Source organism: Falsiroseomonas sp., from assembly GCF_030695085.1.
Taxonomy (GTDB): Bacteria; Pseudomonadota; Alphaproteobacteria; order Acetobacterales; family Acetobacteraceae; genus Falsiroseomonas.
The window spans coordinates 12,271-37,223 of the sequence record NZ_JAUYTS010000045.1; the positions used below are offsets into that span (position 1 = coordinate 12,271).

General features: G+C 70.4%; 23 protein-coding genes. 10 read left to right on the forward strand and 13 right to left on the reverse strand.

The window, feature by feature from the left end:
- Position 1 precedes the first annotated feature (1 nt).
- From Q8S40_RS05060 to Q8S40_RS05070, 3 genes are all read left to right on the forward strand, one after another.
- Entirely contained in the window at positions 2-1,219 is a 1,218-nt protein-coding gene (locus tag Q8S40_RS05060) for an MFS transporter (protein ID WP_305669531.1), read from the forward strand.
- A 75-nt stretch (positions 1,220-1,294) separates the two neighbouring features.
- On the forward strand, positions 1,295-1,429 hold the full coding sequence (locus Q8S40_RS05065) for a hypothetical protein (RefSeq protein WP_304813420.1): 135 nt from the start codon (positions 1,295-1,297) through the stop codon (positions 1,427-1,429).
- Positions 1,430-1,494: 65 nt separating this feature from the next.
- Positions 1,495-2,328: a universal stress protein gene (locus Q8S40_RS05070; RefSeq protein WP_305669532.1), complete on the forward strand. Its 834-nt coding sequence runs from the start codon at positions 1,495-1,497 to the stop codon at positions 2,326-2,328.
- Positions 2,329-2,391: 63 nt separating this feature from the next.
- Here Q8S40_RS05070 and Q8S40_RS05075 read toward each other — a convergent pair whose 3' ends face one another.
- From Q8S40_RS05075 to Q8S40_RS05085, 3 genes are read right to left on the reverse strand one after another with little or no spacing between them, the layout of a single operon-like run.
- Entirely contained in the window at positions 2,392-2,976 is a 585-nt protein-coding gene (locus Q8S40_RS05075) for a hypothetical protein (protein WP_305669533.1), read from the reverse strand.
- A gap of 55 nt (positions 2,977-3,031) precedes the next feature.
- Positions 3,032-4,207, reverse strand: a complete 1,176-nt coding sequence (locus Q8S40_RS05080) for a UxaA family hydrolase (RefSeq protein ID WP_304813425.1) — start codon at positions 4,205-4,207, stop codon at positions 3,032-3,034.
- A gap of 13 nt (positions 4,208-4,220) precedes the next feature.
- On the reverse strand, positions 4,221-4,505 hold the full coding sequence (locus Q8S40_RS05085; protein ID WP_304813427.1) for a UxaA family hydrolase: 285 nt from the start codon (positions 4,503-4,505) through the stop codon (positions 4,221-4,223).
- A 117-nt stretch (positions 4,506-4,622) separates the two neighbouring features.
- Here Q8S40_RS05085 and Q8S40_RS05090 point away from each other — a divergent pair, with 117 nt between their 5' ends.
- Positions 4,623-5,492 (forward strand): branched-chain amino acid aminotransferase, encoded by an 870-nt coding sequence (locus tag Q8S40_RS05090; protein ID WP_305669534.1) that lies wholly within the window; start codon positions 4,623-4,625, stop codon positions 5,490-5,492.
- 1 nt (position 5,493) lies between these two features.
- Here the strand turns inward: Q8S40_RS05090 and Q8S40_RS05095 are convergent, their stop codons facing one another.
- Positions 5,494-6,834 (reverse strand): HAMP domain-containing sensor histidine kinase, encoded by a 1,341-nt coding sequence (locus Q8S40_RS05095; protein ID WP_305669535.1) that lies wholly within the window; start codon positions 6,832-6,834, stop codon positions 5,494-5,496.
- The gene (locus tag Q8S40_RS05100; RefSeq protein ID WP_304813431.1) at positions 6,824-7,498 is read right to left on the reverse strand and encodes a response regulator transcription factor; all 675 of its coding nucleotides are present in this window, start codon (positions 7,496-7,498) and stop codon (positions 6,824-6,826) included. Before Q8S40_RS05100 ends, Q8S40_RS05095 begins: the two co-directional genes overlap by 11 nt.
- A 111-nt stretch (positions 7,499-7,609) precedes the next feature.
- On the opposite strand from Q8S40_RS05100, the gene Q8S40_RS05105 reads away from it, so the two are divergent.
- A complete protein-coding gene (locus Q8S40_RS05105; RefSeq protein WP_305669536.1) occupies positions 7,610-9,187 on the forward strand; it encodes a Do family serine endopeptidase in 1,578 nt (525 codons plus the stop codon).
- 119 nt (positions 9,188-9,306) lie between these two features.
- Complete coding sequence (locus tag Q8S40_RS05110) at positions 9,307-10,167, forward strand: oxaloacetate decarboxylase (RefSeq protein WP_305669537.1); 861 nt, start codon at positions 9,307-9,309, stop codon at positions 10,165-10,167.
- A gap of 18 nt (positions 10,168-10,185) precedes the next feature.
- Here Q8S40_RS05110 and der read toward each other — a convergent pair whose 3' ends face one another.
- The 3 genes from der to Q8S40_RS05125 form a co-directional block, all read right to left on the reverse strand.
- Complete coding sequence (gene der / locus Q8S40_RS05115) at positions 10,186-11,523, reverse strand: ribosome biogenesis GTPase Der (protein WP_304813436.1); 1,338 nt, start codon at positions 11,521-11,523, stop codon at positions 10,186-10,188.
- Between the two features lie 162 nt (positions 11,524-11,685).
- On the reverse strand, positions 11,686-13,002 hold the full coding sequence (locus Q8S40_RS05120; RefSeq protein WP_305669538.1) for a PQQ-binding-like beta-propeller repeat protein: 1,317 nt from the start codon (positions 13,000-13,002) through the stop codon (positions 11,686-11,688).
- Positions 13,003-13,010: 8 nt separating this feature from the next.
- Entirely contained in the window at positions 13,011-13,661 is a 651-nt protein-coding gene (locus Q8S40_RS05125; protein WP_304813439.1) for a tetratricopeptide repeat protein, read from the reverse strand.
- 142 nt (positions 13,662-13,803) lie between these two features.
- Between Q8S40_RS05125 and Q8S40_RS05130 the strand changes: the two genes are divergently transcribed.
- The gene (locus Q8S40_RS05130; RefSeq protein WP_305669539.1) at positions 13,804-14,124 is read left to right on the forward strand and encodes a hypothetical protein; all 321 of its coding nucleotides are present in this window, start codon (positions 13,804-13,806) and stop codon (positions 14,122-14,124) included.
- A gap of 6 nt (positions 14,125-14,130) precedes the next feature.
- Here the strand turns inward: Q8S40_RS05130 and Q8S40_RS05135 are convergent, their stop codons facing one another.
- Both Q8S40_RS05135 and Q8S40_RS05140 read right to left on the reverse strand, forming a co-directional pair.
- Positions 14,131-14,787 carry a hypothetical protein gene (locus Q8S40_RS05135; RefSeq protein WP_305669540.1) on the reverse strand — a complete coding sequence of 219 codons (657 nt, stop codon included), beginning with the start codon at positions 14,785-14,787 and terminating at the stop codon, positions 14,131-14,133.
- A gap of 1,480 nt (positions 14,788-16,267) precedes the next feature.
- Positions 16,268-17,590, reverse strand: coding sequence for a dihydroorotase (locus tag Q8S40_RS05140; RefSeq protein ID WP_305669541.1), 1,323 nt, complete (start codon positions 17,588-17,590; stop codon positions 16,268-16,270).
- 353 nt (positions 17,591-17,943) lie between these two features.
- Here Q8S40_RS05140 and Q8S40_RS05145 point away from each other — a divergent pair, with 353 nt between their 5' ends.
- Both Q8S40_RS05145 and Q8S40_RS05150 read left to right on the forward strand, forming a co-directional pair.
- Positions 17,944-18,603, forward strand: a complete 660-nt coding sequence (locus Q8S40_RS05145) for a hypothetical protein (protein WP_305669542.1) — start codon at positions 17,944-17,946, stop codon at positions 18,601-18,603.
- Between the two features lie 9 nt (positions 18,604-18,612).
- Complete coding sequence (locus tag Q8S40_RS05150) at positions 18,613-20,220, forward strand: hypothetical protein (RefSeq protein ID WP_305669543.1); 1,608 nt, start codon at positions 18,613-18,615, stop codon at positions 20,218-20,220.
- Positions 20,221-20,307: 87 nt separating this feature from the next.
- On the opposite strand, the gene asnB is transcribed toward Q8S40_RS05150, so the two are convergent.
- Genes asnB through Q8S40_RS05165 form a run of 3 tightly spaced genes read right to left on the reverse strand, consistent with a single transcriptional unit; the run spans position 20,308 to position 24,031 of the window.
- On the reverse strand, positions 20,308-22,071 hold the full coding sequence (asnB, locus tag Q8S40_RS05155; protein ID WP_304814095.1) for an asparagine synthase (glutamine-hydrolyzing): 1,764 nt from the start codon (positions 22,069-22,071) through the stop codon (positions 20,308-20,310).
- Positions 22,071-23,102 carry a glycosyltransferase gene (locus Q8S40_RS05160; RefSeq protein ID WP_305669553.1) on the reverse strand — a complete coding sequence of 344 codons (1,032 nt, stop codon included), beginning with the start codon at positions 23,100-23,102 and terminating at the stop codon, positions 22,071-22,073. Before Q8S40_RS05160 ends, asnB begins: the two co-directional genes overlap by 1 nt.
- Before the next feature lie 14 nt (positions 23,103-23,116).
- Positions 23,117-24,031: a glycosyltransferase family 9 protein gene (locus Q8S40_RS05165; protein WP_305669544.1), complete on the reverse strand. Its 915-nt coding sequence runs from the start codon at positions 24,029-24,031 to the stop codon at positions 23,117-23,119.
- Positions 24,032-24,115: 84 nt separating this feature from the next.
- Here Q8S40_RS05165 and Q8S40_RS05170 point away from each other — a divergent pair, with 84 nt between their 5' ends.
- Positions 24,116-24,952 (forward strand): folate-binding protein YgfZ, encoded by an 837-nt coding sequence (locus Q8S40_RS05170; protein ID WP_305669545.1) that lies wholly within the window; start codon positions 24,116-24,118, stop codon positions 24,950-24,952.
- Position 24,953: the final 1 nt, after the last annotated feature.

Sequence of the window (24,953 nt, forward strand, 5' to 3'; positions counted from 1 at the left end):
CATGAGTCCCGCCCAGGCCGGGATGGCGCTGCCGATCCTGGTGCTGTGCCTCGGCCACATCTTCTCCAACGCCGTGCGGACGATCCCCGCCATGGCGGCCGATGTGCTGATGCGCGACCTCGGCCTGAGCGCCGAGGCGCTGGCGCAGATCACCGGCGCCTTCCCGCTGGCCTTCGCCGCGGTGATGATCCCGGTCGGCATCGCACTCGATCGCTTCGGTGTGCAGCGCGTGGCGCTCGGCCTGCTGGTGGTGGCGGGCTTTGGCGCGGTGCTCGGCGCGGTCGCCACCGGGCCGTGGTCCATGCTGCTGGCGCAGGTGGTGCTGGGGGCGGGGTGTTCGGGGATGCTGATGTGCCCGATCACCTTCGCCGCGCGGGGGCTTTCCACCGCCCGCTTCGCGGTGTGGTCCGGGGTGATCCAGGCGGTCGGCAATACCGGCATGCTGCTCTCGGCCAGCCCGCTCGCCTTGCTGGTGGAGGCGGTGGATTGGCGCGCCGGCTTCTGGGCCTGCGCCGGCATCGCGGCGCTGGCCCTGCCGCTGGTGGCGCTGCTGGTGCCGCGGGACCGCCCCGAAGCGCAGCCGCCGCGCAGCCTGGCGGAGGATGTGCGCGATGTGGCGCGCATGGCGGCCCAGCCTGCGCTGCGCGGCGTGATGGTCTTCGTCTTCGCCTCCTTCGCCGCCGTGCTCGGGCTGCGCGGATTGTGGGGCGGGCCCTGGCTGATGGAGGGCAAGGGGCTGGACCGCGTCGCCGCCGGCAACGTTCTGCTGGCCTGCACCGTGGCGCTGACCATCGGGCCGCTGCTGGCCGGGCTGGTGCTGCGCCGCATCGGCCATGCGCGGGCGCTGCTGGCCGGCAGCCACCTGCTATGTGCCGGCTTCATCCTGCTGATCATCGGCGGCGGGCCGGGCGGCTGGCTGGCCGAGGCGATGGGGCGGCCGATGCTGCCGGTGGCCTGGGATGCGGCGCTGCTGGTTGCCTTCGGGGCGATCATCTCCTTCCAGGTGCTGGCCTTCTCCATCGTGCGATCGGCCGTGCCGCCGCAGCAGGCGGGGCGGGCGCTGTCGGCGGCCAATCTGTTCTTCTTCCTGGGCGCCGCGGTGTTCCAGGCGCTGTCGGGGGTGATGGCCGGCTGGGGTGGGCCGGCCGCGGCGCTGGCCACCTTCGCGGTGGGGCTGTTCGTGTGCTCGCTTGCCTTCCTGGCGCTGCGCCCGCGCTGACGCTTCCCGCTGTCGGAACTGGCCGGGCGCGACGCGGCGCGCGTAGCCTGTGCCGCTTCAATCGGGGGCATGGCCATGCTCAGGCTGATCGGGCTGCTGGTGGTGGTGGCGGGTATCGCGCTGGGCGGGCATTGGCTGCTGGTGCAGGGCATGCAGGCCCCCGGCGAGGTCGGCCGCCTGGCGACGCGCAGCTGCGCCGCCTGCCACTGATCGCACGCCCCCGGCTGCCGCACGGCCCGCGCCTGCGCTAGAGTGTTGGCGCAGGAGGATTGCCGATGCTGCGCAGCATTCTGGTCGCTTTGGATGACACGCCCGGGGCCAGGGCGGCGCGGGATGCCGCGATTGCGCTGTCGCGCCGCAGCGGCGCCGCGCTGACCGTCGCGGTGGTGCTGGACCGCCCGCATACCGAAAGCGTGTATGAGCCCGTGCCGCTCGGCGGCGCCGCCTTCAAGGCGCGGCGCGACGCCGCGCGGGTGCAGCGGGCGCAGGAGGAAGCGCAGATGGCGCTGGCCGCCTGCGCCGCCGTTGCCGCCGGCCACCCCTATGCCGAACTGCAGCTGGAGGACGCGCCGGAGCCCGCCCTGCTACGCGCCGGCGCGACGCATGACCTGCTGGTGATCGGCCGCGATAGCACGTTGGGCCTGGAGGAGACGCAGGATGGCGTCGCCCCGGTGATCGAGCGCCTGCTGCTGGACGGCGCTCGCCCGCTGCTGGTGGTGCCGCCGGAGCCGGTGCGGGCCGAGGGTCCGGTGCTGGTGGGCTATGATGCGTCCATCCCCGTCATGGCGACCCTGCAGCTTTTTGCCCTGCTCGGCCTGGCCGAGGGCGCGCCGGTGCGCGTCGCCTCCGCTGCCGATACGCGGGAGGCCGCGCTGGCCATGGCGGAGGAGGCCTGCCTCTACCTGCGCCATCATGGGCTGGAGGCGACGCCGCTCGCCATGGTCGGCGACCACCCGGCCGATCTGCTGCTGGCGGAGGCGGATGCGCTGCAGGCGCGGATGCTGGTGGTGGGGTCCTTCGAGGAAAGCGGCCTGCGCCGCTTCCTTACCGGCAGCGCCACCCACGCCCTGCTGCAACGCGCCCGCTGCCCGGTGTTCATTTTTCATTGATGCCGTGAGGTGCCGGGCGGCCGCGCCGCAGCCTGGGCTCGCCGCAGAAGCGGCGGTCGGGCGTCAGCGCCCTTCGAGCTTGTCCAGCGCGGCCTGGATGTTGCGCCGCGCCTGCTTCTCCCGCTCCAGGTAGAAGCGGTCGGTGTGGTAGATGCGGTCGCGCCACAGCAGCATCTGAAGCGCCGCGATGCGGCCGGCGCGGTAGCGATCATCCGGCAGATGCGCGTATTCGCGGCGGTTCGCGGCCTCGAAGGCGGCAAAGCGCGCGGGCGTCTCGCCCAGCACCGCCTGGTCCATGTCGAGCAGCAGGGCGGCATCGGCGCGTAGGCCGGGGTCTTCCGTGTCGGGCGGTTCCTGGCGCAGAACGGCGTGGATCAGCGCCTCCGCCCGCGCCAGCATGTGGCGCGGCAGGGCGCGGCCGAGATGGCGGTGCAGCACGCGGATGCTCTGCGCCTCGGCCTCCGGGTTGGCACGGTCGAAGACGGCGGTGTGGAACAGGATGGCCAGGATGAAGGCCGGCTTGTCCGACAGCGCGTGGGAGATCTCCTCCGCCATGGCCAGCATGGCGGAGATGCGCGCCCAGTCATGATGCGCGCGATGCGGTTCCGCGTGGCGGTGCTGCAGGTCGGCGAAGATGGCCGGGGTCACGGCGTTTGCTCATCTCCGCGCTTCGGCGCCGGGCCAAGGCCCGGCGCCGGAAGGCTCAGGCGCTTTCGTAAAGCCGCGTCAGGCTGAATTCGCGGTGGCCGAGCAATTCGGCCGCCGTCAGCTCGCCATCGGCGGTGCGCAGGATGCAGTCCAGCAGCGCCTCCCCGGCCTCATCCATGTTCATCTGCTTCTGCAGCAGGCCGGTCACATCGACGTCGATATGCTCGGACATGGTGCGCTGGGTGCGCGGGTTCGCGGTCAGCTTGATCACCGGCAGGATCGGGTTGCCGATGACATTGCCCTGGCCGGTCGGGAAGGTGTGCACCGCGAAGCCGGAGGCTGCGCAGAGCGTCACCATCTCGGCGGCGGCGGAGGAGCTGTCCATGAACCAGAGCCCGGCATGGGTCGGCACCTCGGCCTTGTCCAGCACGCCATCGACCGTGCACTTCTTGCCGATCTTGGTGATGTTGCCGAGCGCCTTTTCCTCGATGGTGGTCAGCCCACCCTCGATGTTGCCCTTGGTCGGCTGGCTGTCCGACAGGTCGCTGGTCTTGTTCACCTCCACCACGCGCTGGTAGCGGTCGAACATCGCCTGGAACTGCGCCCGGATCTCCGGCGTCTTGCAGCGCGCTGCCACCAGATGCTCGCCGCCGGTCAGCTCCGTGGTCTCGCCGAAGACCAGCGTGTTGCCGTTGGCCCAGAGCTTGTCATAGGAATTGCCGACCGTCGGGCAGGAAGCGAGGCCCGAAGTGGTGTCGCTTTCGCCACACTTGGTCGAGACCCAGAGCTCCACCAGCGGCGCCTTGGTCTTCTTCAGTTTCGAAGCGTGCTTCACCAGCCGGTAGGCGGCGCGCGATGCGCTGGCGATGGTGTTGATATCGCCATTCTGCTCGATGGCGAAACCCTCCACCGGCTTGCCCGACTTGGCGATGCCCTCGACGATCTTGCCGGTCCAGCCGGGCTCGATGCCGATGACGATGACGCCCGCGACATTCGGGTTGGTGCCGGTGCCGATCAGGGTGCGGAAATGCAATTCCAGGTCGGCGCCGAACTGCAGGCGGCCATAGGCGTGCGGAATCGCCAGCGCGCCCTTGATGTTGTTGGCGACGGCTTCCGCCGCGGCATTGGACAGGTCGTCCACCGGCAGGATGATGACGTGGTTGCGCACGCCCATCCGGCCATTCTCGCGCCGCCAGCCTTCGAAGCTGGCATCTCTCAGGTTCAGGCCCATCGGATGCGTTCCCTTACCAGCGCTTGGTCTTGACGTTGTGCACGTGCAGATGCTCGCCGGCGCCGATATCGGCCACCGCGCGGCCGATATCCGTGCCGTACTTCATGATGGTGTCGCCCTTGGCGATGGACCGGATGGCCAGCTTGTGACCGATCGGGATGTCCGACTTGGCGTCGAACTCCATCATCTTGTCCTGGTCCATGATCCAGCCATTCAGCCTGGTGCCGGCCTTCAGGCCTTCCACCACTACCACGCCCACGCTGTCGCCCTCATCATGGACGACGAAATGGATTTGCATCGATCCCCCCGGTGACCTTTGGAAGCGGCACCCTAGGCCCCCGGACCGCCCCCTTCAACCGCCCCCAACAACGTGCCATTCAAGGCGGCGCAAACACGGAAAGAGGGGGCTGCCACCATGGCGGGCGTCTACTGGTATGCCGGCAACTGGTCGACCGAGGAGCCGAAGATCATCGGCCCGATGGACCACGCCTTCTGGCTCGGCAGCGTGATCTTCGATGGTGGCCGGTCCTTCGGCGGCGTGGCGCCGGACCTCGACCTGCATTGCGCCCGCGCCGTGCAATCCGCCCGCAACATGCTGATGAAGCCGACCAAGACCCCGGCCGAGATCGAGGAACTGTGCCGCGAGGGCATAAGCCGCATGGGCCCGCAGGCGGAGCTGTATATCCGCCCGATGTTCTTCATCCGCCGCGGCCTGGGCGCGGCGCGGCCGGACCCGGACAGCACGGATTTCATCCTGGCGATCTACGACGCGCCGCTGCCGGACTACAAAGGCTTCTCCGCCTGCCTGGCGCCGCAGCGCCGCCCAGCGCCAGACCAGGCGCCCACCGACGCCAAGGCCGCCTGCCTCTATCCCAACGGGTCCCGCGCCTCCGCCTTCGCGCATGCGAAGGGCTTCGAGGCGGCGGTGGTCTGCGACCCGATCGGCCATGTCGCGGAATTCGCCCATGCCAACCTGATGTTCGCCAAGGATGGCAAGGTCATCACCCCGGCCGAGAACGGCACCTTCCTGGCCGGCATCACCCGCCACCGCGTCATCACCCTGCTCCGCGAAGCGGGCGTGACGGTCGAGGAACGCGCCGTGAAGCCGGAGGAATTGGAGACGGCGGACGAGATCTTCTCGACCGGCAATTACGGCAAGGTGCTGCCCTGCTCGAACTGGCAGGGCCGCGCCATGCAGCCCGGGCCGATGTGTCAGAAGGCGCGGACGCTGTATTTCGACTGGGCCGAGGCCAAGTGGCGCATCCTGCCCAAGGTCGCGGCGTAGCCTACGCTTTCAGCCGCACCCGCAAGCCCGGGGGCGATGTGGCGCTGGCATCCTCCAGCGTCACCGCCAGCCCGTGCAGCTCCGCCACCGCCGCCACCAGCGCCAGGCCGAGGCCGGCACCCTGGGTGCTGCGGGCGGCGTCCAGCCGGTGGAAGCGGCGGAACACCAGCGATTTTTCGGCATCCGGAATGCCCGGCCCGTCATCCGCCACGATGATCTCGGGGCCGGGCCGCAGCGCCAGCGAAACGCGGCCACCTTCCCGCCCATGGCGGATGGCGTTCTCCACCAGATTGGCCAGCATCTGCGTCAGCAGGTCGCGGTCGCCCTGCATGGTCACGCCGGGCGCCAGCGCCGTTTCCAGCACCTGCCCGCGTTCGGCGGCGGCGCTCGCGTAAAGCTCCGCCACCGTCTCCATCACCGCATTCAGGTCGACATGCGAAAACGCGGCCCGCCTTGCGCCGCTTTCGATCTGGGCGATGCGCAGCAGGGCCGCGAAAATTTCCAGGATGCGGTCGCATTCGGCCACCGCCGCCTCCGCCTCCGGCCCCTCCAGCGCTTCCAGCCTTTGGCGCAGCCGGGTCAGCGGGGTGCGCAGGTCATGCGCGATGTCATCCGTCACCTGGCGCAGCGCGGCCATGGTGCCTTCCAGCCGGTCCAGCGTGGCGTTCACGCGCCGGGCCAGCCGGTCGAATTCGTCGCCGCCGGGCCGCGCCAGCAGGCGGGTGCCGAGCCGGCCCTGCTCCACCTCCGCCAAGGCGCGCTCCATCTCCGCCGCGCGGCGCACCACGCTGCGCCCCACCACCAGCCCACCGCCCAGCGCCAGCAGCAGCGCCGCGCCCCCCACCCAGCCGGCGGCGCCGAGCAGTTGCGCCTCCAGCTCCCGCACCGGCGCCAGGTCGCGGCCGACCAGCAGGAAATGCCCGGCCGGCAGCGGCGTGCCGAGCGCCAGCAGCACGCTGTCCTGCGTCGCGGCATCGAGGCCCATGGTCGCCCAGCCGGCGCTGCGCGGGGCGGTGGAGAGGTTGCCCGCGATCCGCCCGCCATCCGGCCCCGACAGCAGGAAATATTGCGTTCCGCTGCGGTCGGCAGCTATCCGCGCCTCGATCGACAGCGCGATGGAGGCCGCCCCGCCGAGCCTGCCGGCATTCAGCAGCACCCCGGCATCGCGCTCGATCTCCGCCTGGATCTGCTGGCCCGCGAAGCGGGAGGACGCCCAGAAGCCGATGCCTGCCAGCAGCACCGTGCCCAGCAGCGTCAGCACCAGGTGCAGCAGGGTGATGCGGAAGCCGGTGGTGGCCCACCAGCGGGCGGGCTTTTCGCCCGGCATCACATCATGCCCCATCGGGTGGCCGCGCCACATAGCCGGCGCCGCGCAGGGTATGGATCAGGCTCGGCTCCCCCAGCTTTGCGCGCAGGCGGCTGATATGGGTCTCGACCACGCTGGTGCGCGGGTCGAAATGGATGTCCCACACCTGTTCCAGCAGCATGTTGCGCGTCACCACCCGCCCGGCCTGGCGCAGCAGCACCTCCAGCAGCCGGAATTCCCGCGGTTGCAGGTCGATCCGCTGGCCGGCGCGGGTCACGCTGCGGCGCAGCAGGTCCATCTCCAGATCGGCCACCCGCAACAGGCTGGGCTCCGCATTGAGCGCCGGGCGGCGGCCGAGCGCATGCACCCGCGCCAGAAGCTCCGCGAAGGCGAAGGGTTTGGCCAGATAGTCATCGGCGCCGGAATCCAGCCCCTCCACCCGGTCACCCAACCCGGCGCGGGCGGTCAGCATCAGGACAGGGGTGGCGATTCCCGCGCCGCGCAGGGCGCGCACCAGCCCCAGCCCATCGAGGCCCGGCAGCATGCGGTCCACCACCAGCACGTCATGGCCGCCGCCGATCGCCTCCATCAGCCCGGCGCGGCCATCCGCCACATGGTTCACCAGATGCCCGGCGCCGGTCAGCCCGCGCGCGATTTCCGCGGCGGTGCCGGCATCATCCTCCACCAGCAGGATCCGCAAGGCGGCTGCTCCTTCAACCTTACCAATCCGTAGCCCGGCCGCGAGGCGCCTGTGAGCCAGCCCCCCCAGATCACCACCACGGACCGATCCCGCATCGCAGAGGACCACGCCATGAGCAACACCCCGAAGACCACCCCGCGCAGCCGGACCATGCTGGCCGCGGGCCTGCTGTCCCTTGCGCTCGGCACCAGCGCGCTGACCGTGCTGCCCTTCACCGGCCAGGCGCAGACGACGCCGGGCCAGACGACGCCGGATACCGCCATCACCCTGCCGCGCCAGGCCGGCCCGGTGGGCTTTGCCGACCTTGCCGCCCGCGTGGCGCCCGCCGTGGTGCGGGTATCCGTGACCGGCCAGGCCCCGGCCGCGGCGGTGGCGGAGATTCCGCCCGAACTGCGCGGCACCCCGCTGGAGCCCTTCTTCCGCCGCTTCCAGGAACAGCAGCGCCCCGGCGCGCGGCCTGATGCACGCCAGGGCCAGCGCCCCGGCCAGCCGCCGCAGGGCCAGCCGCCGCAGGGCCGCGCCCGCATGGGCCAGGGCAGCGGCTTCATCATCGATGCCGCCGGCTACATCGTCACCAACAACCATGTGGTGGGCGATGCCGCCAGCGTGCGCGTGGAACTCGCCGATGGCCGCGAATTGCCGGCGCGCGTGGTCGGCCGCGACCAGCAGACCGACCTGGCGCTGCTGAAGGTGGAGGCCGGGTCCCCGCTGCCGACGCTGGTCTGGGGCGACAGCGATGCGACGCGCGTGGGTGACTGGGTGGTGGCCATGGGCAACCCCTTCGGCCTCGGCGGGTCGGTGACGGCGGGCATCGTCTCCGCCCGCGGCCGGCAGATCGGTGCCGGGCCGTATGACGACTTCATCCAGACCGATGCGCCGATCAACCCCGGCAATTCCGGCGGCCCGCTGTTCAACGGCAATGGGGAGGTGGTGGGCATCAACACCGCCATCTACGCGCCCGGCGGCGGCAATGTCGGCATCGGCTTCGCCGTGCCGTCCCGCATGGCGCGCAACGTGATCGCGGACCTGCAGCGGGATGGCGTGGTGGCGCGCGGCTGGCTCGGCGTGGCGATGCAGCCGATCGACGCCGAACTGGCCGCCGCCCTGGGCCTGCCGAACCAGCGTGGCGCGCTGGTGGCGGGCGTGGAGCCGAACAGCCCTGCCGCCCGCGCCGGCCTGCGCCCCGGCGACGTGGTGGTGGGCCTGCAAGGCCGGGAGATCGCCACGCCGCGCGAGCTGGCGATCGCGGTGGCGGAGCTGGAGCCCGAAAGCCGCGCCACCTTCGCCCTGCTGCGCGATGGCGCACGCACCGAACAGGCGGTGACCATCGGCCTGCGCGAGCAGCCGCAGCAGCAGGCGGAAGCGCAGACCGAGGCCGAGCGCCCCGATTCGCTCGGCCTGCGCCTGGCCCCCGCGCAGCGCGCCCTGCCCAACAGCAAGGCCCCGGCTGGGGCTGAAGCGCAGGGCGTGCAGGTGGCCGGTGTCGATCCCGGCAGCGTCGCCGCCACCCGCGGCGTGCGCCCCGGCGACATCATCCTGCGCGCCGGTGGCCGCGAGGTCAGCAGCCCGCGCGATGTGATGGAGGCGGTGGCCGCGGCGCGGCGTGAGGGCCGGCCGGCCATCGCCCTGCAGCTCTCCCGCGAATCGGGCAACGCCTTCGTGGCGCTGCCGCTCGCCGGCCAGGGCTGACCGAACGCCGCCCAGCGCCGCTATCGGCGGGTCGGGCGGGAGAGGCGCCGCCGGGTGGGCTGTCAGCCACCCGGCGGCGCGCTACCCTGCGCCGCTGGACGCGGACGGGACCCTTATCAATGAATGCGACTGAGCGGCGACAGGCCTTCCGGGCGGTGCTTTCCGGCACCGCCTGCGTGCATCCGGCCAGCGTCTTCGACGCCATTTCCGGCCGCATCGCCGCCGATCTCGGCTTCGAGACGGCCATCCTCGGCGGCTCCGTCGCCTCGCTCGCCGTGCTCGGCGCGCCGGACCACATCATCCTGACGCTGACCGAATTCGCCGACCTGATCCGCCGCATCACCCGCGGCGGCGCGCCGCCGCTGATCGTCGATGCCGACCACGGCTACGGCAATGCGCTGTCCGTGATGCGGACGGTGGAGGAACTGGAGGCAGCCGGCGTCGCCGCCCTGACCATCGAGGATACGCTGCTGCCGCGCCCCTATGGCCCCGACAAGCCCGCGCTGCTGCCGCTGGCGGAGGGGCTGGGCAAGATCCGCGCGGCGCTGGCCGCGCGGGTCGATCCTTCCCTGGTCATCATCGCCCGCACCTCCGCCCTGTCGGTGACCTCGACGGAGGATGCCGTGGCCCGCGCCCGCGCCTATGCCGAGGCGGGCGCCGACGGCATCTTCATCACGGGTCTGACGGACCTCGCCCAGCTCGATGCGCTGCGGGAGGCGACGGGGCTGCCGGTCATCCTGGGCAATGCGAAGCCCGGCCTCGGCGGGGCTGCTTCCTTCGCGGCGCATGGGGTGCGGGTGGCCTTGCAGGGCCATGCCACCTTCCCGGCGGCGATGCAGGCGGTGCATGACACGCTGAAGGCGCTGCGCGAGGGCACCGCACCCAAGGATCTGCGCGGGTTGCCGGATGCGGCGGCGACCAGGCGCTGGCAGCGGGATGAGCAGTACGACGCCGCGATCCGCGATTTCCTCGGCGGGTGAACGCCGAGGCGGGGAGGGTCAATCCTCCTCGCCGTAGGGATTCTCCGTGCCGCGCAGATGCAGGCGGATCGGCACGCCCGGCATGTCGAACTTCTCCCGGAAGCTGTTCACCAGGTAGCGGCGGTAATCCTCGGGCAGTTGCTCGGCGCGGGTGCCGAAGACGGTGATGGTGGGCGGGCGGGCCTTAGGCATGGTGGCGTAGCGCAGCTTGATGCGCTTGCCCTCCACCAGCGGCGGCTGGTGGCGGTCCTTCATGATCTCGAACCAGCGGTTCAGCTCGCCGGTCGGCACGCGGCGGTTCCACAATTCATAGACGGTGCGGACCGTCGGCATCAGCTTCTCAAGCCCGCGTCCATTGGCGGCCGAAAGCGGCACCACCGCGATGCCCTTCATCTGCGCGAAGCTGGCGGTCAGCGTGTCCTCCAGCTTGCGGCGAGTCGCGGTGCGATCCTCCACCGCGTCCCACTTGTTGAAGGCGATCACCAGGGCGCGGCCCTCGCGCTCCGCCAGCCGGCCGATGCGAAGGTCCTGTTCATCCATGCCCTGGAGGGCATCCACCACCAGGATCACCACCTCCGCCTCCTTCAGCGCGGCGATGCTGGCCTCGGTGGAGATCTTCTCCAGATGCTTCTCGATGCGGGCCTTCTTGCGCAGGCCGGCGGTATCGACCAGCCGGATCGGCCCCTCGGCATCGCGGAATTCGACGCTGATCGCATCCCGCGTCAGCCCCGGCTCCGGCCCGGTAATCATGCGTTCCTCGCCGACCAGCGTGTTCAGCAGGGTGGATTTACCGGCATTCGGGCGGCCCAGGATGGCCAGCCGCAGCGGCCTTTCCCGTTCCTCGCCGCGTCCCCGCCGCGGTTCGGCCTGCAAGCGGTCCCGCACCTCGTCATGCAGATTGCCAAAACCGTCGCCATGTTCGGCGGAGACCGCGATGGGGTCGCCGAGGCCGAGTTCGTAGGCTTCCATGGCGGATTGCATGCCGAGCCGGCCCTCGGCCTTGTTCGCCACCAGCAGCACCGTGCAGGGCGCCTTGCGCAGCCATTGGGCAAAGGCGCGATCCGCCGCGGTCAGCCCGGTGCGGACATCGACCACGAACAGCACCAGGTCGGCCTGGCGCAGCGCGCCCTCGCTGCTCGCGGTCATCCGCCCGGCCAGCGTATCCGGCGCCGCTTCCTCCAGCCCGGCCGTGTCGATCAGCCGGACGGGGATGCCACCGATCTCGGCTTCGACTTCCTTGCGGTCACGGGTAACGCCGGGGGTGTCGTCCACCAGCGCGATCTTCCGCCCGGCCAGGCGGTTGAACAGCGAGGATTTGCCCACATTGGGCCGGCCGAGGATGGCGACGGTCTGCATGATATTCCAAAGGTCCCGGCCAGGCGATGCGCGCGGCCGGCCTCCTCATAGCACCGCACGCGCCAAGTTGCGCGCGCTCGCTCGTCATGGCGCCCCGGCGCCCCAAAGGGTCCTCTCCCCCCGGCGGGGCGAGAGGTGGGGCGAGAGCGGCGGGGCCGTGCCCTACCGCAGCGCCATCAGCGTCCCGTCATCGCCCAGCAGCACCATCGTGCCCTGCGCCAGGGCGGCTGGCAGGGTGCTGCCGGAGGATAGCGGCACGCGGCCGGCGATGCTGCCATCGCCCGGCGCCAGCAGCAGCAATTCGCGCTGGCTGGAGGGGATCATCACGAAGCCGCCGGCCAGGATCGGCGGGCCGAAGCGCGCCGCCTCCCCCCGCCGGCCGCCGGCCGGGGAGGGATCGAGCTCGGAGACCCAGCGGATGCGGCCATCCTCCCGCCCCACCGCCACCGCTTCCCCGGCGCGGGTGACGGAGAACACCCAGTCGCCGGCCGAAGCCACGCCGGTGCCGCCGCCGAAGGTCCGTTCCCACAGCCGCCGGCCGCTGCGGAGGTCCACCGCGATGGTGGTGTTCGCCATGCCCGCCGCCAGCACGCGGCCGCGGTCGATCACCGGCAGGCCGGTGATGCCGACGATATCGGCCAGGCTGGTGGCACCGATGGTGCCGAGCCCCTCGGACCACAGCAGCCGCCCGTCGGAGGTTCGCACCGCGGCAAGCTCACCGGTGCCGAAACCGGCCACCACGGCCTCGCCCTCCACCGCCGGAGCGGGCAGGCCGAGCGGCAGGGTGCTGGCCGCCCCGGCGCGATGCGTCCACAGCCGGCGCCCGTCTTCCGTGGACAGGGCGAGCAGGTGGTTCTCCAGCGTCACCACGAAGATCCGCCCGCCGGCGACGGTCGGCGCGCCGCGGGTGGGGGAAGGCGTGCGGACACGCCAGCGCACCGCGCCATCCTCCGGCGACAGGGCCAGCACCTCCGCCATGCCGGTCGCCACATACAGCACGCCATCGGCGAAGGCGGCGCCGCCGCCGACGGTGCCGGCGCTCTCATTCTCCGGCGTCGTCTCCACCCGCCAGCGGCGGCCGCCATCGGCCAGCGCGAAGGCGGAAACCTGGCCGGAGGCATCGACGGCATAGACGGTATCGCCGGCGATGATCGGCCCGGCGGTCAGCTGGGACCGGTAGCCGGAGCCGCCGCCGATCGAGGCCCGCCAGGCCTGGCGCGGCTCCGCGGTGAATTCGGCGTGGCCCGGCGCATGGCTCGGCGGGCCACCGGCCTGCGGCCATTCCGCCAGCGCCGAGGCCGGCGGCAGCGAAACCGTGCCCGCCGCTCCCGAATCGGCCGCGAGCGGCGGATCGGCGCTCAGCACGCTGCGGCGTTCGCCGGGCAGCGGCACCTTGCGGCTGCCCATCAACCCATCGAGGCTGGAGCAGCCCGGCAGCAACGCGGCCGCCCCGAGCAGCGCGGCGCGGCGGGAAACCATGTTCTTCATCATGAGCCGAGCCCTGCCGCCAGCCGCTGCGCACGTTCGCGCAGCCCGGGTGTTGCCGCCGTATCCGCGGCCAGCGCCTGCAATTGCTGCCGCGCCTCCGCCATATCGCCGCGGCGGATGGCCACCAGCGCCGCCATCTCCCGCGCCGGGGCCTGCCAGGCATTGCCCGGCTGGGTCAGCGGCCCGATGCGTGCCGCGAGCTGCGCCGGGTCCACGGTTTCAAGCCCGTGGCCGACATACAGCAGCGCGGCGAGGTCGCGGTACAGCGCCTCCGCCGCGCTGTCGCGGGCCACCGCGTCCCACAGCGCCAGCGCGGCCTGGATATCGCCGGTCTCCGCCTTCAGCGCCGCGGCGCGCAACCGGGCCAGGGTGCGGTAGCCATCCGGGGCGGACTGCGCCAGCGTGCTGAACCCCTCCGCCACCGCAGGCAGGTCCGCCCCGCGTGCTTCGGCGGTGCGGTGCAGGGCCAGGTAGGTCTCGGCGGCGGTGGCGGCCTGCCGCTCATCATTCCAGCGCCAGGCCTGCCAGCCACCGAAAGCGGCCAGCACCAGCAGCGCCACGCCGAGCGCGACGCCGCCCCAGCGCTTGGCCAGGCGGCGGGTGCGATCGGCGCGGAAATCCTCTTCGATCTCGTCGAAGATATCGGGCACGGGCAATCCTTCGGTCCGCAGGGGGCCGGACCATAGCGGTCCGTACAGGTCACGTTAAGCCCGGGACCTTAGCCTCCCGCCCATGCCCCCGCCACCTCACCCCGGAATCGCGCATCCGGCCCGCCCCGGCCGCCGCCGGTTGATGCTGCTGCCGCCCCTGCTTCTGGGGCTCGGCGGTTGCCAGATCGAGCAGACGATGGGGGCGGCGGCGGGACCGGTGCTGGTGGCCAGCGGCGCCGCCCTGGTGCTGACCGGGCGAACCCCGGTGGACCATGTGGCGAGCCTGGTGACGGGGCGGGACTGTTCCGTGGTGCGGCTGGAGCGGCGCGAGGGCTGGTGCGCCCCGCCGCCCACCCCGCCGGCGCCGGCCGCCTATTGCACCCGTTCGCTCGGCAGCGCCGATTGCTGGACCACGCGCCCCTTCAATGCCGGCCGCCAGGTGGCCGACCCGCCGGCGCCCTGAGCGGCCTCAGGCCAGGGGGCCGCGCCAGAGCTGGATGCCCGGGCGCGAAGCGGCCCGGGGGTCCGCCAGTTGCAGCGCGGCCGGGCGTTCCGCCACCAGTCGCCACTTCTCGGACAGCATCCTGATGGCGGCGTTTTCCTCCGCGCGGTTCAGCGGGGCCAGCATCAGCCAGCGCACCCTTTCCTGCAGCGCCGGCAGCCCGCGGGAGGTCAGGCCGACCAGCAGGCGGGGGATGCCGACGCGGAGGTAGTCCCAGCTTTCCTCCCGGGTCAGCAGATCCTGTGCCAGCGCGCCGCGTGGCGGAAGCTTGTCCGGGTCCGAGCCGACCGCGGCTTGCAGAAGCGTGGTCTCGCCGTCCAGCCCCGCCGTCTGCAGCGCGGTGAGCAGCCGGCCAAAGCGGCCGGGGTCGGATTCCGTGGCGTGCAGCACTGGCGTCAGCCCGCGCCGGCGGCTGGCCAGCGCCGCGGCGAGCGGCAGGTCGGGTTGCGCAGCGCCGAGGAACAGCGCCCGCCAACTGTCCCGTGCCCCGTCCAGGCTGCGCGCGAGGCCAACCCATTCGGCGCCTTCCTCGGTCGCCCCGGCCGGCATGGCGGTGCCGCACACCGCCTCCCGCGCTGCCGCCACCTGCGCCGCACCAAGCGGGTCCTCCGCCGCCGCCGCCACGGGCGCGGGCTTCGGAGCCGCGGGTTTCGGCGCGGGGGGCGCTGCCGGTGTGGGGTTTGGCGGAGGCGACGCGGCCGCGGCCGGCTTCGGCGCGGGGGGCGATGCCGGTGTGGGGTTCGGTGCGGAGGGTGCTGCCGCGGCCGGTTTCGGCGCAGGGGGCGCTGCCGGGGCCGGATTCGGTGCGGGGGACGCTGCCACGGCCGGCTTCGGCGCGGGTGGCGCTGCCGCGGCTGGTTTCGGCGCAGGGGGCGCGGCCGGGGCCGGATTCGGCGCAGGGGGCGCTGCCGCGGCTGGTTTCGGCACAGGGGGCGCGGCCGGGGCCGGATTCGGCGCAGGGGGCGCTGCCGCGGCGGGCTTCGGCGCGGAGGGTGCTGCCGCGGCTGGTTTCGGCGCAGGGGGCGCGGCCGGGGCCGGATTCGGTGCGGGAGACGCGGCCGCGGCCGGCTTCGGCGCGGGGGGCGCTGCCACGACCGGCTTCGGCGAAGGGGGCGCTGCCGCTGCGGGCGGCGGCGCGGGGGGCTTCTCGGTGGGGGGCGTGGCAGCCTTGGGCTGCGACGGGGGCGCCGTTGCCGCAGCGGCCGGCTTTGCCAAAGGCGCATCGGTTGCCGCGGGGCGCGCCGGGGGCGGTTCCGTCGCGGATGCGGGCGCCGCCTTCAGGACCGGCCGGCTGGAAAGAATGGTCTGCGGCGTCGATGCCGGGGCCGCGGTCTGCGCAGGCGCATCGGTTGCCGCGGCGGGCGGTGCCGCCAGCAGGCCGGTCTTGCCCCACTCCGTGGCCGGCAAGCCGGTCTCCCGCGGGGCCGGCTGCGGCGGGGTGCCTTCCGCCAGCGGTGGCGCCGAGGGGCCGGGCTCGCCCGGCTCGGCGGGGTTCCCGCCAAGCGATGCCAGCAGCGGGCTGGCCCAGATCGGGGTCGCGGGCCGGGCCGGCGCGGTGGTGGCCAGGAAAGACAGCAGGCCGGCCGTGGGCTGCGGCGCAGCGAGCTCCGGCGGCGGGGCCGGGGGCGCCATCAGCAGCGGGGGTGGCAGGGCCGGGGCGGGCGGTGCGGTGGAAAGCAATGCGGCCAGGGGTCCGAGCCCCGCTGGCGGCGCGTCCCTGGCCAGCGGCGCCGGGGCCTGCGGCGCCGGGGCCTGCGGCACCGGGTCCGCGACCTCCGGCGTCAGGGCCTCGGCCGTCCGGGCCCGGGCGCCGTCTGCCGCAGGCGCCGTGGCGGCCTGCGCGCCGATCTGGGCCGGGTCCCCGTTCTGGCAATCGGTATGGCCATCGGTCGGGTCTCTGGTCTGCGCGCCGGGGGGGGGCTGCGCCACGACCTCGGTCACAGGCGCCAGCAACCCCTGGCGCGGCGCCAGTGAGGCACGCAGCCGGGCCGCCCAATCCACGACACCCTTGTCCTGCTGCGCCATCACCGCCTCCCCATCCCGCCTTCCGGCGTCTACCAGCCGCGACGGGGCGCCTCAACCGCTGATGGAAGCAGCCCCCCGCTCAGGGGGCGAAGCGGGCCGGGGCGCCGGTGGGCTCGCCCAGCACCGCATCGTCGCGCATCACCGCCTGGCCGCGGATGATGGTCATCACCGGCCAGCCGGTGCAGGAATACCCGGCGAAGGGCGTCCAGCCGCAGGGGGAGGCGATCCAGCTTTCCTCGATGATGCGGGTCTTCTTCATGTCCACGACGGTGAAATCGGCATCGTAGCCGGCGGCCATGCGGCCCTTGCCGACCAGGCCGAAGACCCGCGCCGGCCCGGCATTCATCAGGTCCACCAGCCGCGGCAGGGAAAGCCGGCCGGCGCTGACATGGTCCAGCATCACCGGCACCAGCGTCTGCACGCCCGTGAGCCCGGCGCCGCATTCCGGCCAGGGCTTTTCCTTCGACGCCCGGCTATGCGGCGCGTGGTCCGACCCCACGCTGTCCACCGTGCCATTCGCCACCGCCTCCCACGCCGCCGCCATGTGGCGCGCGTCGCGGATCGGCGGGTTCATCACGCCGTAGCCGCCGAGGCGGTCATAGACCTCATCCGTCTGGGTAAGGTGGTTCAGCAGCACCTCCACCGTGCAGACGTCGCGGAAATCCTTCAGGTAGTTCAGTTCCTCGGCGGTCGAGACGTGCAGGATATGCGCCGGCCGGCCGGTCTTGCGCGCGATCGCCATCAACCGCCGCGTGCCGAGGAAGGCGCATTCCACGTCGCGCCATTCGGCATGCATCCGGTGCGGCATGCCGGTGGTGTAGGCGCCCTTGCGGGCCTGCAGGCGGTATTCATCCTCGGAGTGGTAGCTGATGCGGCGCCGGCCGCTGCGCATCACGGCCTCCAGGCTGGCATCATCCTCCACCAGCAGGTCGCCGGTGGAGCTGCCGGCGAAGACCTTCACGCCGCAGACATTCGGCTCGGCTTCGAGCGCCGCGAGTTCGGCGATGTTGGATTTCGCGGCGCCGACATAGAAGCCCATGTCGCACCAGGCGCGGCCGGCGATGAAATCCCGCTTCCAGTCCAGCCTCTCCCGCGTCGTGATGGAGGGGTTGGTGTTGGGCATGTCGAACACCGTGGTCAGCCCGCCGAGCACCGCGGCCTTGGTGCCCGTGGCGATGGTCTCCACCGCCGCATCGCCCGGCTCGCGCAGATGCACATGGCTGTCGATCAGGCCGGGCAGCACATGCAGGCCGGCGCAGTCGATGGTCTCCGCCGCCGTGGCGGTGCGCAGATCGCCGATCGCGGCGATGCGGCCGGCGCGGACGCCCACATCGGTGGCCTCCATCCCCCAGGGCAGGACCACGGTGCCGCTGCGCAGGACGAGGTCGTAGGTCTGGGTCATGGCGGCGCTGTCCTCTGCTGTCGGGGTTTCTATAAGCGTCCGGTGGCGCGCGGCCCAGCCACGTAAAGGCTGTCTGCGGATGATGGCGGGAGGGCGGAAAGGGTGGGAGCGGCCAAGCTGCTGTCAAAAAGCTACGGCGACATGTCGTAACAGTGAGCTTGGTACGAAACGGTGAAGCTTTGCCGACCGACCCTACAGAGCTGAGCTTGCGAAGCCTGTCACCCAAGGGGTGACACGGTAGGCCCAAAGGCGCAGTCTAGTTTGCATTAAGATTTGGTTGGTGACGGGACAATGGGGGGAGCATGGGCCTAGAGGATCACTACCGAGGTTTGTTCGCTCAGGCGGGAGCCGCGTTGGAAAGTCTGACCGCCGAGAGCGATCAACTTGCTGAATTCACGAGCGTCCACAACATTGCAAATGAACTTGAGACACTAGTGCGTGCTGTAAACAATAGGCCGGAACTCGTCGTGTACGAGCACGCTCTTCAGGAATTTCAATTCTCTTTATACGCAGCAGCCGGAGGAAGTTACCGTCACGCGCACATCAGTTTGCGTTTGTGTTTCGAATTATTTAGCGCGGGGGTCTTATTTTCTGCGCACGAGATTAAACTTCGAAATTGGCTTTCTGGGGCTGAGAATAGCGATGTGAACTGGGGGCAGATCACCCACCCGGAGACCGGCATATTTTCGACGTTCTTCGTCAGATCCTTTAATTCCGAACTTTCTTCATCTGCAAAACAGTACCAAGTAGTGGCGCTGAAGGTTTACAGAGAATGCTCCGAATTTGTTCATGGAAATGTGCAGACACACGGCAGCATAGGAAGGCCGATAGAATATAATGCCGACCTTCTCCGAGGTTGGGCTGATCGTGTAAAGGCGGCACGAATATGCATAATATTTGCCTTTGCGGGACGCTATTTGGCGCTTCTCGAAAACACTAGACGTAACCAAATAGAGAGCATCATGACTGAGAATCTGGGTCACCTCCCCGCCGTTCGTGCGGCCTATTCATAGGAAGACAAGATGGCTGATTTCTTTTTTAGAACTGAAGATATTCGACCCGAGGAGGTGGGCCAGTATTTCGTCGAGAGTCGACATGATCGACGCATTGTGGATGCCCTCAAAAACAGGAATCCGACAATTCTGATAGGAAGCCGCGGTGTGGGAAAATCATTTCTCCTCCGGGTGGCGCAAAAGGAACTTGTGGATGTCTTTGATCGGGAGCGTGTTTTCCCTGTCTATTTGAGTTTTGTCCGGAGTTCGTTGCTTCAATCCAGCGATCCGGAGCGTTTCAAGCATTGGATGCTGGCTAAGATTAGCTCCGCGATCATTCGCGGACTTCAAAAGCAGGGGCTGCTTACCTCGCTTCCCAAAGCTGCTCAGCGTCTTGCCGGAGGTGAGGTTACGGACGCTCATCTCACGGCGATCGAATCCGTGGCGGAGGCATACGAAAACTCGTGGCGAGACCCCACGGCAACGATTAATAGTTCACAGGTGCCGCCCGTTGACGCGCTGAAGGAGGCGCTTGAGGACTTAGCTGACGAGCTAAATGTAAAAAGATTCGTTCTCTTGATCGATGAGGCCGCGCATATCTTCGTGCCTGAGCAGCAGCGTCAGTTCTTCACTCTATTTAGAGATCTCAGAAGCCATTGTGTGACGTGTAATGCTGCTGTCTACCCAGGGGTGACGAGTTTTGGGGATACATTTCAACCCGCTCATGACGCTACTATGCTTTCGCTTGATCGGGATGTGCTTGCGCAAGACTACATAGAAAACATGCGTGAGATCGTCGAGAAGCAGGCTGATGCCGCAACCCTTAAAAACATCGCTCAGTATGGTCGTAATTTCGCAGTTTTAGCGTATGCGGCGTCTGGAAACCCTCGACTTCTCTTGAAGACGCTTGCTGCGGCCTCGAAGGTTAATTCCAATCAGGTTAACGAAACCGTCAGGGAGTTTTATCGGGTCGAAATATGGTCTGAGCATTCTGTGCTTGCTGAAAAATATGCCGGACATCGAGAGGTGACGGATTGGGGGAGGCAATTCATAGAAAGTCAAGTTCTGCCGGACATAAAATCAAAAAACGAATCATATTTGGCGGCCGACAAAAATACTAGTGCCTATCTATGGATACATCGCGACGCACCGGCCGCGGTGAAGGAAGCGCTGAGAGTTTTATCATATACTGGAGTCCTCAGTGAACAGTCGTCGGGAATCAAGGCGAGTCGAGGCGAGATTGGGACCCGGTACATTGTGAACCTAGGTTGTTTATTTTCGCTCGAGGCCGCTCCTGCGTCGACGGCTTTTGATATTGCTAGGGGCCTAACCCCCAAGAGGATGACCGAATTCGGTGCTCATCACGCTTATTACAGATCTCTTGTCGAGCAGGTAGATAAAGCGCCGGCCCAGATCGGCGGATATGCCTTAGCCGGCCAGCTCGCGAAATCTATTTCGGTTCTTGATCTTTCCGAGTGGCAGCGTGGGAAACTTCTCGAGCTTAGCTTACACACCATCGGGGATGTTCTGAATGCGACTGAGCAGAAGCTTAAAGAGGCGTCCTATGTAGGCGATGTCCGCGCCCGACGCATGCGGAACGCAGCAGTCGCGGCCGTTCTCGAATACCTCTCTGGCTAGCGCCGGTTTCGGTTGTTTGATGTCAATCTCCAGGTGTCCAATTTGGATCGAGAGGAGACATTCCGCCCCGCATTCGGCGGCACCCACTCACCCCCCCAGCACCTGCCACACATCCCCCGCCACATCCCGCCGTTCCACATGCGCACGGTGCCACAGCGCGTAAAACAGCAGGTGCCAGGCGGCGAAGCCGCGGTGCTTGTCGCCGCCGGCGTGGCGGAACAGCGCCGCCACGCGGTCGGGCTTCGCCACCTCCGCCACCCCCGGCTGCGCCGCCACAAGCGGGCCGAGGCGTTCCCCCACGCCGCCAATCCAGGCAGCGACGGGGACCGTAAAACCCTGCTTGGCGGCGAAGGGTTGCGCGCCCGGCACATGCCGGGCGGTCCAGGCGCGCAAAAGCCATTTGCCGGTGCGGCGGCGCACCTTCAGGTTGTCCGGCAGTCGGAAGGCGCAGGCGGCGACTTCCGGGTCCAGGAACGGCGTGCGGCCTTCCAGCCCATGCGCCATCAGGCAGCGGTCGAGCTTGGCCAGAAGGTCATTCGGCAGCCAATCGGCGATATCGGCGGCCTGGGCGGCCTGCAGGCGGGTGCGGCCGGGCAGGGCGGTGGCGGCCTCGGCCGCGGCGATGCCGTCCCGCCAGGCGCGCGGCGCTTCCCGCAGCACATCCTTCACATGGTCGAAGGCGCCGGTGGCGCGCGGCCGGCGGCCCCACAGCCAGAGCGGCCGCATGGCGCTGCGGTAGCGGCCATAGCCGCCGAACAGCTCATCCCCGCCCTCGCCGGACAGCACCACCTTCACATCCTGCCGCGCCCGGCGGGCGAGGAACCAGGTGGGGATGATGGCGTAATCCGCCGCCGGGTCGTCCATCGCCGCGACGATTTTTGGCAACTCGCGCCAGACCTCGGCCTCGGTCACCGTGATGGTAGTGTGGATGGCGCCGTGGGCCTTGGCGGCGGCTTCCGCCGCGGCGCGTTCATCCGCGGCACCCGGCACGTCGAAGCTGGCGGTGAAGGCGCGCACCGGCTGGCTGTTCAGCCGGGCCATCATCGCCAGCACGGCACCGGAATCGATGCCGCCCGACAGGAACAGGCCATAGGGCACGTCGCTGCGCTGGTGCAGGCGGACGCTGTCCTCGAAGGCAGCATCGAGGCGGGCCAGCGCGTCCTCCTCCGTCACCGGCACCGGGCCGCCCTCGGGCAGCGCGGCGCGACGGTGGCGTTCGACGATGGCGCCATCGGCGATCACCACCGTTTCTCCCGGCAGCACGCGGGTGATGCCCGCAAAAATCGTCTCGGCGCCGGTGGTGAACTGGATCTGCAGCAGTTCGTCCCGCGCCTCCGCCCGCACCACCGGCCGCACCAGCCCGGCGGCGAGCAGCGCCTGCGGTTCCGAGGCGAAGGCGATGCCGCCCGGCACCTCGGCCAGGTACATCGGCTTGATGCCGAAGGGGTCGCGCGTCAGCACCAGGCGGCGCGTGGCGCGGTCATGCAGCGCCATGGCGTACATGCCGCGCAGCGCCAGCGCCGTCGCCGCCGCGCCATCGCGGCGATAGAGGTGCAGCGGCGGTTCGCAATCCGATCCCGTGGCGCAGACCAGCGCATGCGCCTCCCGCAGTTCCAGGTAGTTGTAGACCTCGCCATTGGCGACCAGCGTGGTCGGGCCGGCGAAAAGCGGCTGGTCGCCGGTGGCCAGGTCGATGATCGCCAGGCGGTTATGCGCCAGCCCGACATTGTCCGCGATGTGCACGCCCTGCCCATCCGGCCCGCGATGCGCCAGCGCGGCGAGCATGGCGTGCAGGATGGCGGGATCGGGCGTCAGGCCCTGCTTCAGGGCGAGGCCGGCAATGCCGCACATCAGGCCTGTCCCTTTCGCGCGGCGGCTTCGCCGAGAAACTGTGCCCAGGCGGCCAGCACCGGGGCTTCCGCATGCCGCGCCAGGAAGGCGGCGCGGCCGGCGGTGGCCAGCGCCTCAGCCCGTGCTGGGTCGTCCAGCACCTGTGCGAGGGTGGCGGCCAGGGCGGCGTGGTCGCCGATCGGCACCAGCAGGCCGGTCTCGCCGTGGCGCATCACTTCCCGCGGTCCGTCCGCCGCGGTCGCCACCACCGCGCGCGCGGCCGAAAACCCTTCCAGCACCACATTGCCCAGCGGCTCGATGCGCGACGGCACCACCAGCAGGCGACAGGCGGCGAGCAGCGCGCCGACATCCTGGCGCCAGCCGAGAAAGGCCACGCGGTCGCCGAGGCCGAGCTGCCGCACCAGCGCCTCCAGCATCGCCCGCTCCGGTCCCTCGCCGGCCAAGGCGAGATGAACCGCCGGCGGCAGCAGCGCCATGGCGCGCAGCAATGTGGAAAAATCCTTGTTCGGGTGCAGCCGGCCCATGGCCAGCAGGGGCACCGCGCCTGGCGGGAAGGGCAGGGTGGCGGGCGGCGTGTCGGCCAGGTCGGCGGCGAAGTTCGGCACCAGACGCACCCGATCGGCCGGCCAGCCCTGAAGCGCGATCCAGTCGCACAGCCCCTGGGTGTTGGCGGCCAGCAGGTCGCAGCCGCGGTAGTGCTTCAGCGCATAGGCGCCACCGAGCCGCCCGGTCATCGCCCAGCCATCGCGCGCGTCGCTGGCGGCGCGGGCGAAACCGGCGGCGCGGTTCATCCAGGCCACCACCACCTGCGGCCCGAAGCCGCGCAGCGCGGCACGCAGCCGCGGGGCGGTCAGCCAATCCAGCGGCCCGCCGAAGCCAAGCTGCACGGGCGTCACCCCGCCCGCCGCCAGCCTTGCGGCGCGGCCGGGTTCGCGCCGGATGACCGCCAGCACCTCCATGCCGGTGCGATGCTGCGCGAGGACCAGGCGTTCGAAGAAGGCCTCCGCCCCACCCTGCGCGGCGCCGGCCATGACATGCGCGACCCTCACGCGGGTACCGGCGCGGCGAGCAGGCGGTTCGCGGCCGCGAGCACGCGCGATTCGGGCAGCGCGGTCATCGGTGCCTCGAAGCGCGGGCCATCGGCCTCCACCGCCACGGCGCGCTGGCCGCAGGGGCCGTATTCGGCGGCGCTGCTGCGGCCGAACAACCCGATGGTGGGCGCCCCGGTGGCGGCGGCCAGGTGCATCAGGCCCGAATCATTGCCGAGGAACAGCGCCGCCCGGCGCAGCACCGCCGCCACCTCCGGCAGCGCCAGGTTGCCGACCAGATCGACCGCATCCGGGAAGGCGTCCAGCAGCGGGGCCGCCATCGCGCGCTCCATCGTGCCCGGGCCGCCGAGGATGGCGATGCGCGCGCCCGCCAGCGCGCCGCCGGGTGCGGTCAGCGCCCGCGCCACATGGATGAAGCGCTCCGCCGGCCAGACCTTCTCGGACCAGTTGGCAGTCGGCCCGAGCACCAGCCACGGCCCGCCCGGCAGCAGGGCGGCGGCGCGCGCCTCATCGGCCGGTGCGGTCCAGGCGACGGGCAGCGGCGGCGGCGCCAGCCCCATCAGCGCGCCGAGATGGGTCAGCCGGTGCCCGGGCCGGCGGCCACCCTTGCCGGTCAGGCGCTGGCCCGCCGGCACCATCCAGGCCAGCGCCGAGGCCCGCAGATCCACCACCAGATCCCAGCGGGTGCGCGCCACCTGCCACCAAAGATCCAGCCAATGCAGTTCGAAGCGCTTCTTCGTCACCACGATCAGCCGTTCCAGCCCCGGCATGCGGGCAAAGACCCCGGCCGCGGCTGGGCCACAGGCCACCGTGATGCGGGCGCCCGGATGGGCGCGCAGAAGATGGTCGAGCAGCCCGGTGGTCAGGACCGCATCGCCGATCCGGGTGGCGGTGACGAAAAGGATGCGCATGCCGGCGCTGCCTAGCACGGCGGCCGGAATCGCCCCAAGCGGATGCCGGTTGCAACGCCGTCGCATCTTGCCCATGTGGCGGACATGCCGATCACTCTCCTGACCGGACGCGGCGTTGTGGAAGTGGCGGGCCCGGACCGGGTCGGCTTTCTGCAGGGCCTGGTGTCCAATGATGTCACCGCTGCCGGCCCGGGCCAGGCGGTCTGGGCTGCGCTGCTGACGCCGCAGGGCAAGTGGCTGGCCGATTTCTTCATCCTGGCCGAGGATGAGCGCCTGTTGCTGGATGCCGAGGCCGCGCAGGTGCCGATGCTGGTGCAGCGCCTGTCGCGCTTCAAGCTGCGCGCCAAGGTGACGCTGCGCGATGCCTGCAGCGATCTGTCGGTGCTCGCCGGATGGGGCGGCGCGATCCCGCCAGCCGGCACGCTTGCTGCGCGCGACCCCCGGCTGCCGGAAGCCGGCTGGCGCGCGCTGGTGGCGACGCATCTGGTCGGCGGATCGGTGCTGACCGACGCGACGGAGGCGGATTACGATCTGCATCGGCTGCGCCTTGGGCTGCCCGATGGCTCGCGCGACCTGCTGCCGGAGAAGTCCGTGCTGCTGGAAGGCCCCTTCGATGAGCTCGGCGGCGTGTCCTGGACCAAGGGCTGCTACATGGGGCAGGAGCTGACGGCCCGCACCAAATACCGCGGCCTGCTCAAGCGGCGCATCATTCCGGTGACGGTCGAGGGTGGCCTGCCGCCGGCCGGCACGCCCGTGTTGCGGGATGGCGTGGAAGTGGGCGAGATGCGCTCGGCCCGGGATGGCCATGGCCTGGCGCTGCTGCGGCTGGATATCCTGGCCGCCGGCGGCACGCTCTCGGCCGGTGGTGCCGTGCTGACGCCGCGCGTGCCGGGCTGGATGAACCTGCCCTCCGCGGCCTGAT

Excerpts from the sequence above, each read along its gene's own strand:
- Q8S40_RS05060 (WP_305669531.1), top strand. The coding sequence starts at position 2 with ATGAGTCCCGCCCAGGCCGGGATGGCGCTGCCGATCCTGGTGCTGTGC.
- Q8S40_RS05110 (WP_305669537.1), top strand. The coding sequence starts at position 9,307 with ATGAATGCGACTGAGCGGCGACAGGCCTTCCGGGCGGTGCTTTCCGGC.
- asnB (WP_304814095.1), bottom strand. The coding sequence starts at position 22,071 with ATGTGCGGCATTGCCGGCCTCGCCCTGAAGCAGGGCCTGACGCCCGAT.
- Q8S40_RS05090 (WP_305669534.1), top strand. The coding sequence starts at position 4,623 with ATGGCGGGCGTCTACTGGTATGCCGGCAACTGGTCGACCGAGGAGCCG.
- Q8S40_RS05165 (WP_305669544.1), bottom strand. The coding sequence starts at position 24,031 with ATGCGCATCCTTTTCGTCACCGCCACCCGGATCGGCGATGCGGTCCTG.
- Q8S40_RS05080 (WP_304813425.1), bottom strand. The coding sequence starts at position 4,207 with ATGGGCCTGAACCTGAGAGATGCCAGCTTCGAAGGCTGGCGGCGCGAG.
- Q8S40_RS05105 (WP_305669536.1), top strand. The coding sequence starts at position 7,610 with ATGAGCAACACCCCGAAGACCACCCCGCGCAGCCGGACCATGCTGGCC.
- Q8S40_RS05065 (WP_304813420.1), top strand. The coding sequence starts at position 1,295 with ATGCTCAGGCTGATCGGGCTGCTGGTGGTGGTGGCGGGTATCGCGCTG.
- Q8S40_RS05120 (WP_305669538.1), bottom strand. The coding sequence starts at position 13,002 with ATGGTTTCCCGCCGCGCCGCGCTGCTCGGGGCGGCCGCGTTGCTGCCG.
- Q8S40_RS05085 (WP_304813427.1), bottom strand. The coding sequence starts at position 4,505 with ATGCAAATCCATTTCGTCGTCCATGATGAGGGCGACAGCGTGGGCGTG.
- Q8S40_RS05140 (WP_305669541.1), bottom strand. The coding sequence starts at position 17,590 with ATGACCCAGACCTACGACCTCGTCCTGCGCAGCGGCACCGTGGTCCTG.
- Q8S40_RS05170 (WP_305669545.1), top strand. The coding sequence starts at position 24,116 with ATGCCGATCACTCTCCTGACCGGACGCGGCGTTGTGGAAGTGGCGGGC.
- Q8S40_RS05150 (WP_305669543.1), top strand. The coding sequence starts at position 18,613 with ATGGCTGATTTCTTTTTTAGAACTGAAGATATTCGACCCGAGGAGGTG.
- der (WP_304813436.1), bottom strand. The coding sequence starts at position 11,523 with ATGCAGACCGTCGCCATCCTCGGCCGGCCCAATGTGGGCAAATCCTCG.
- Q8S40_RS05070 (WP_305669532.1), top strand. The coding sequence starts at position 1,495 with ATGCTGCGCAGCATTCTGGTCGCTTTGGATGACACGCCCGGGGCCAGG.
- Q8S40_RS05160 (WP_305669553.1), bottom strand. The coding sequence starts at position 23,102 with ATGGCCGGCGCCGCGCAGGGTGGGGCGGAGGCCTTCTTCGAACGCCTG.
- Q8S40_RS05130 (WP_305669539.1), top strand. The coding sequence starts at position 13,804 with ATGCTGCTGCCGCCCCTGCTTCTGGGGCTCGGCGGTTGCCAGATCGAG.
- Q8S40_RS05095 (WP_305669535.1), bottom strand. The coding sequence starts at position 6,834 with ATGGGGCATGATGTGATGCCGGGCGAAAAGCCCGCCCGCTGGTGGGCC.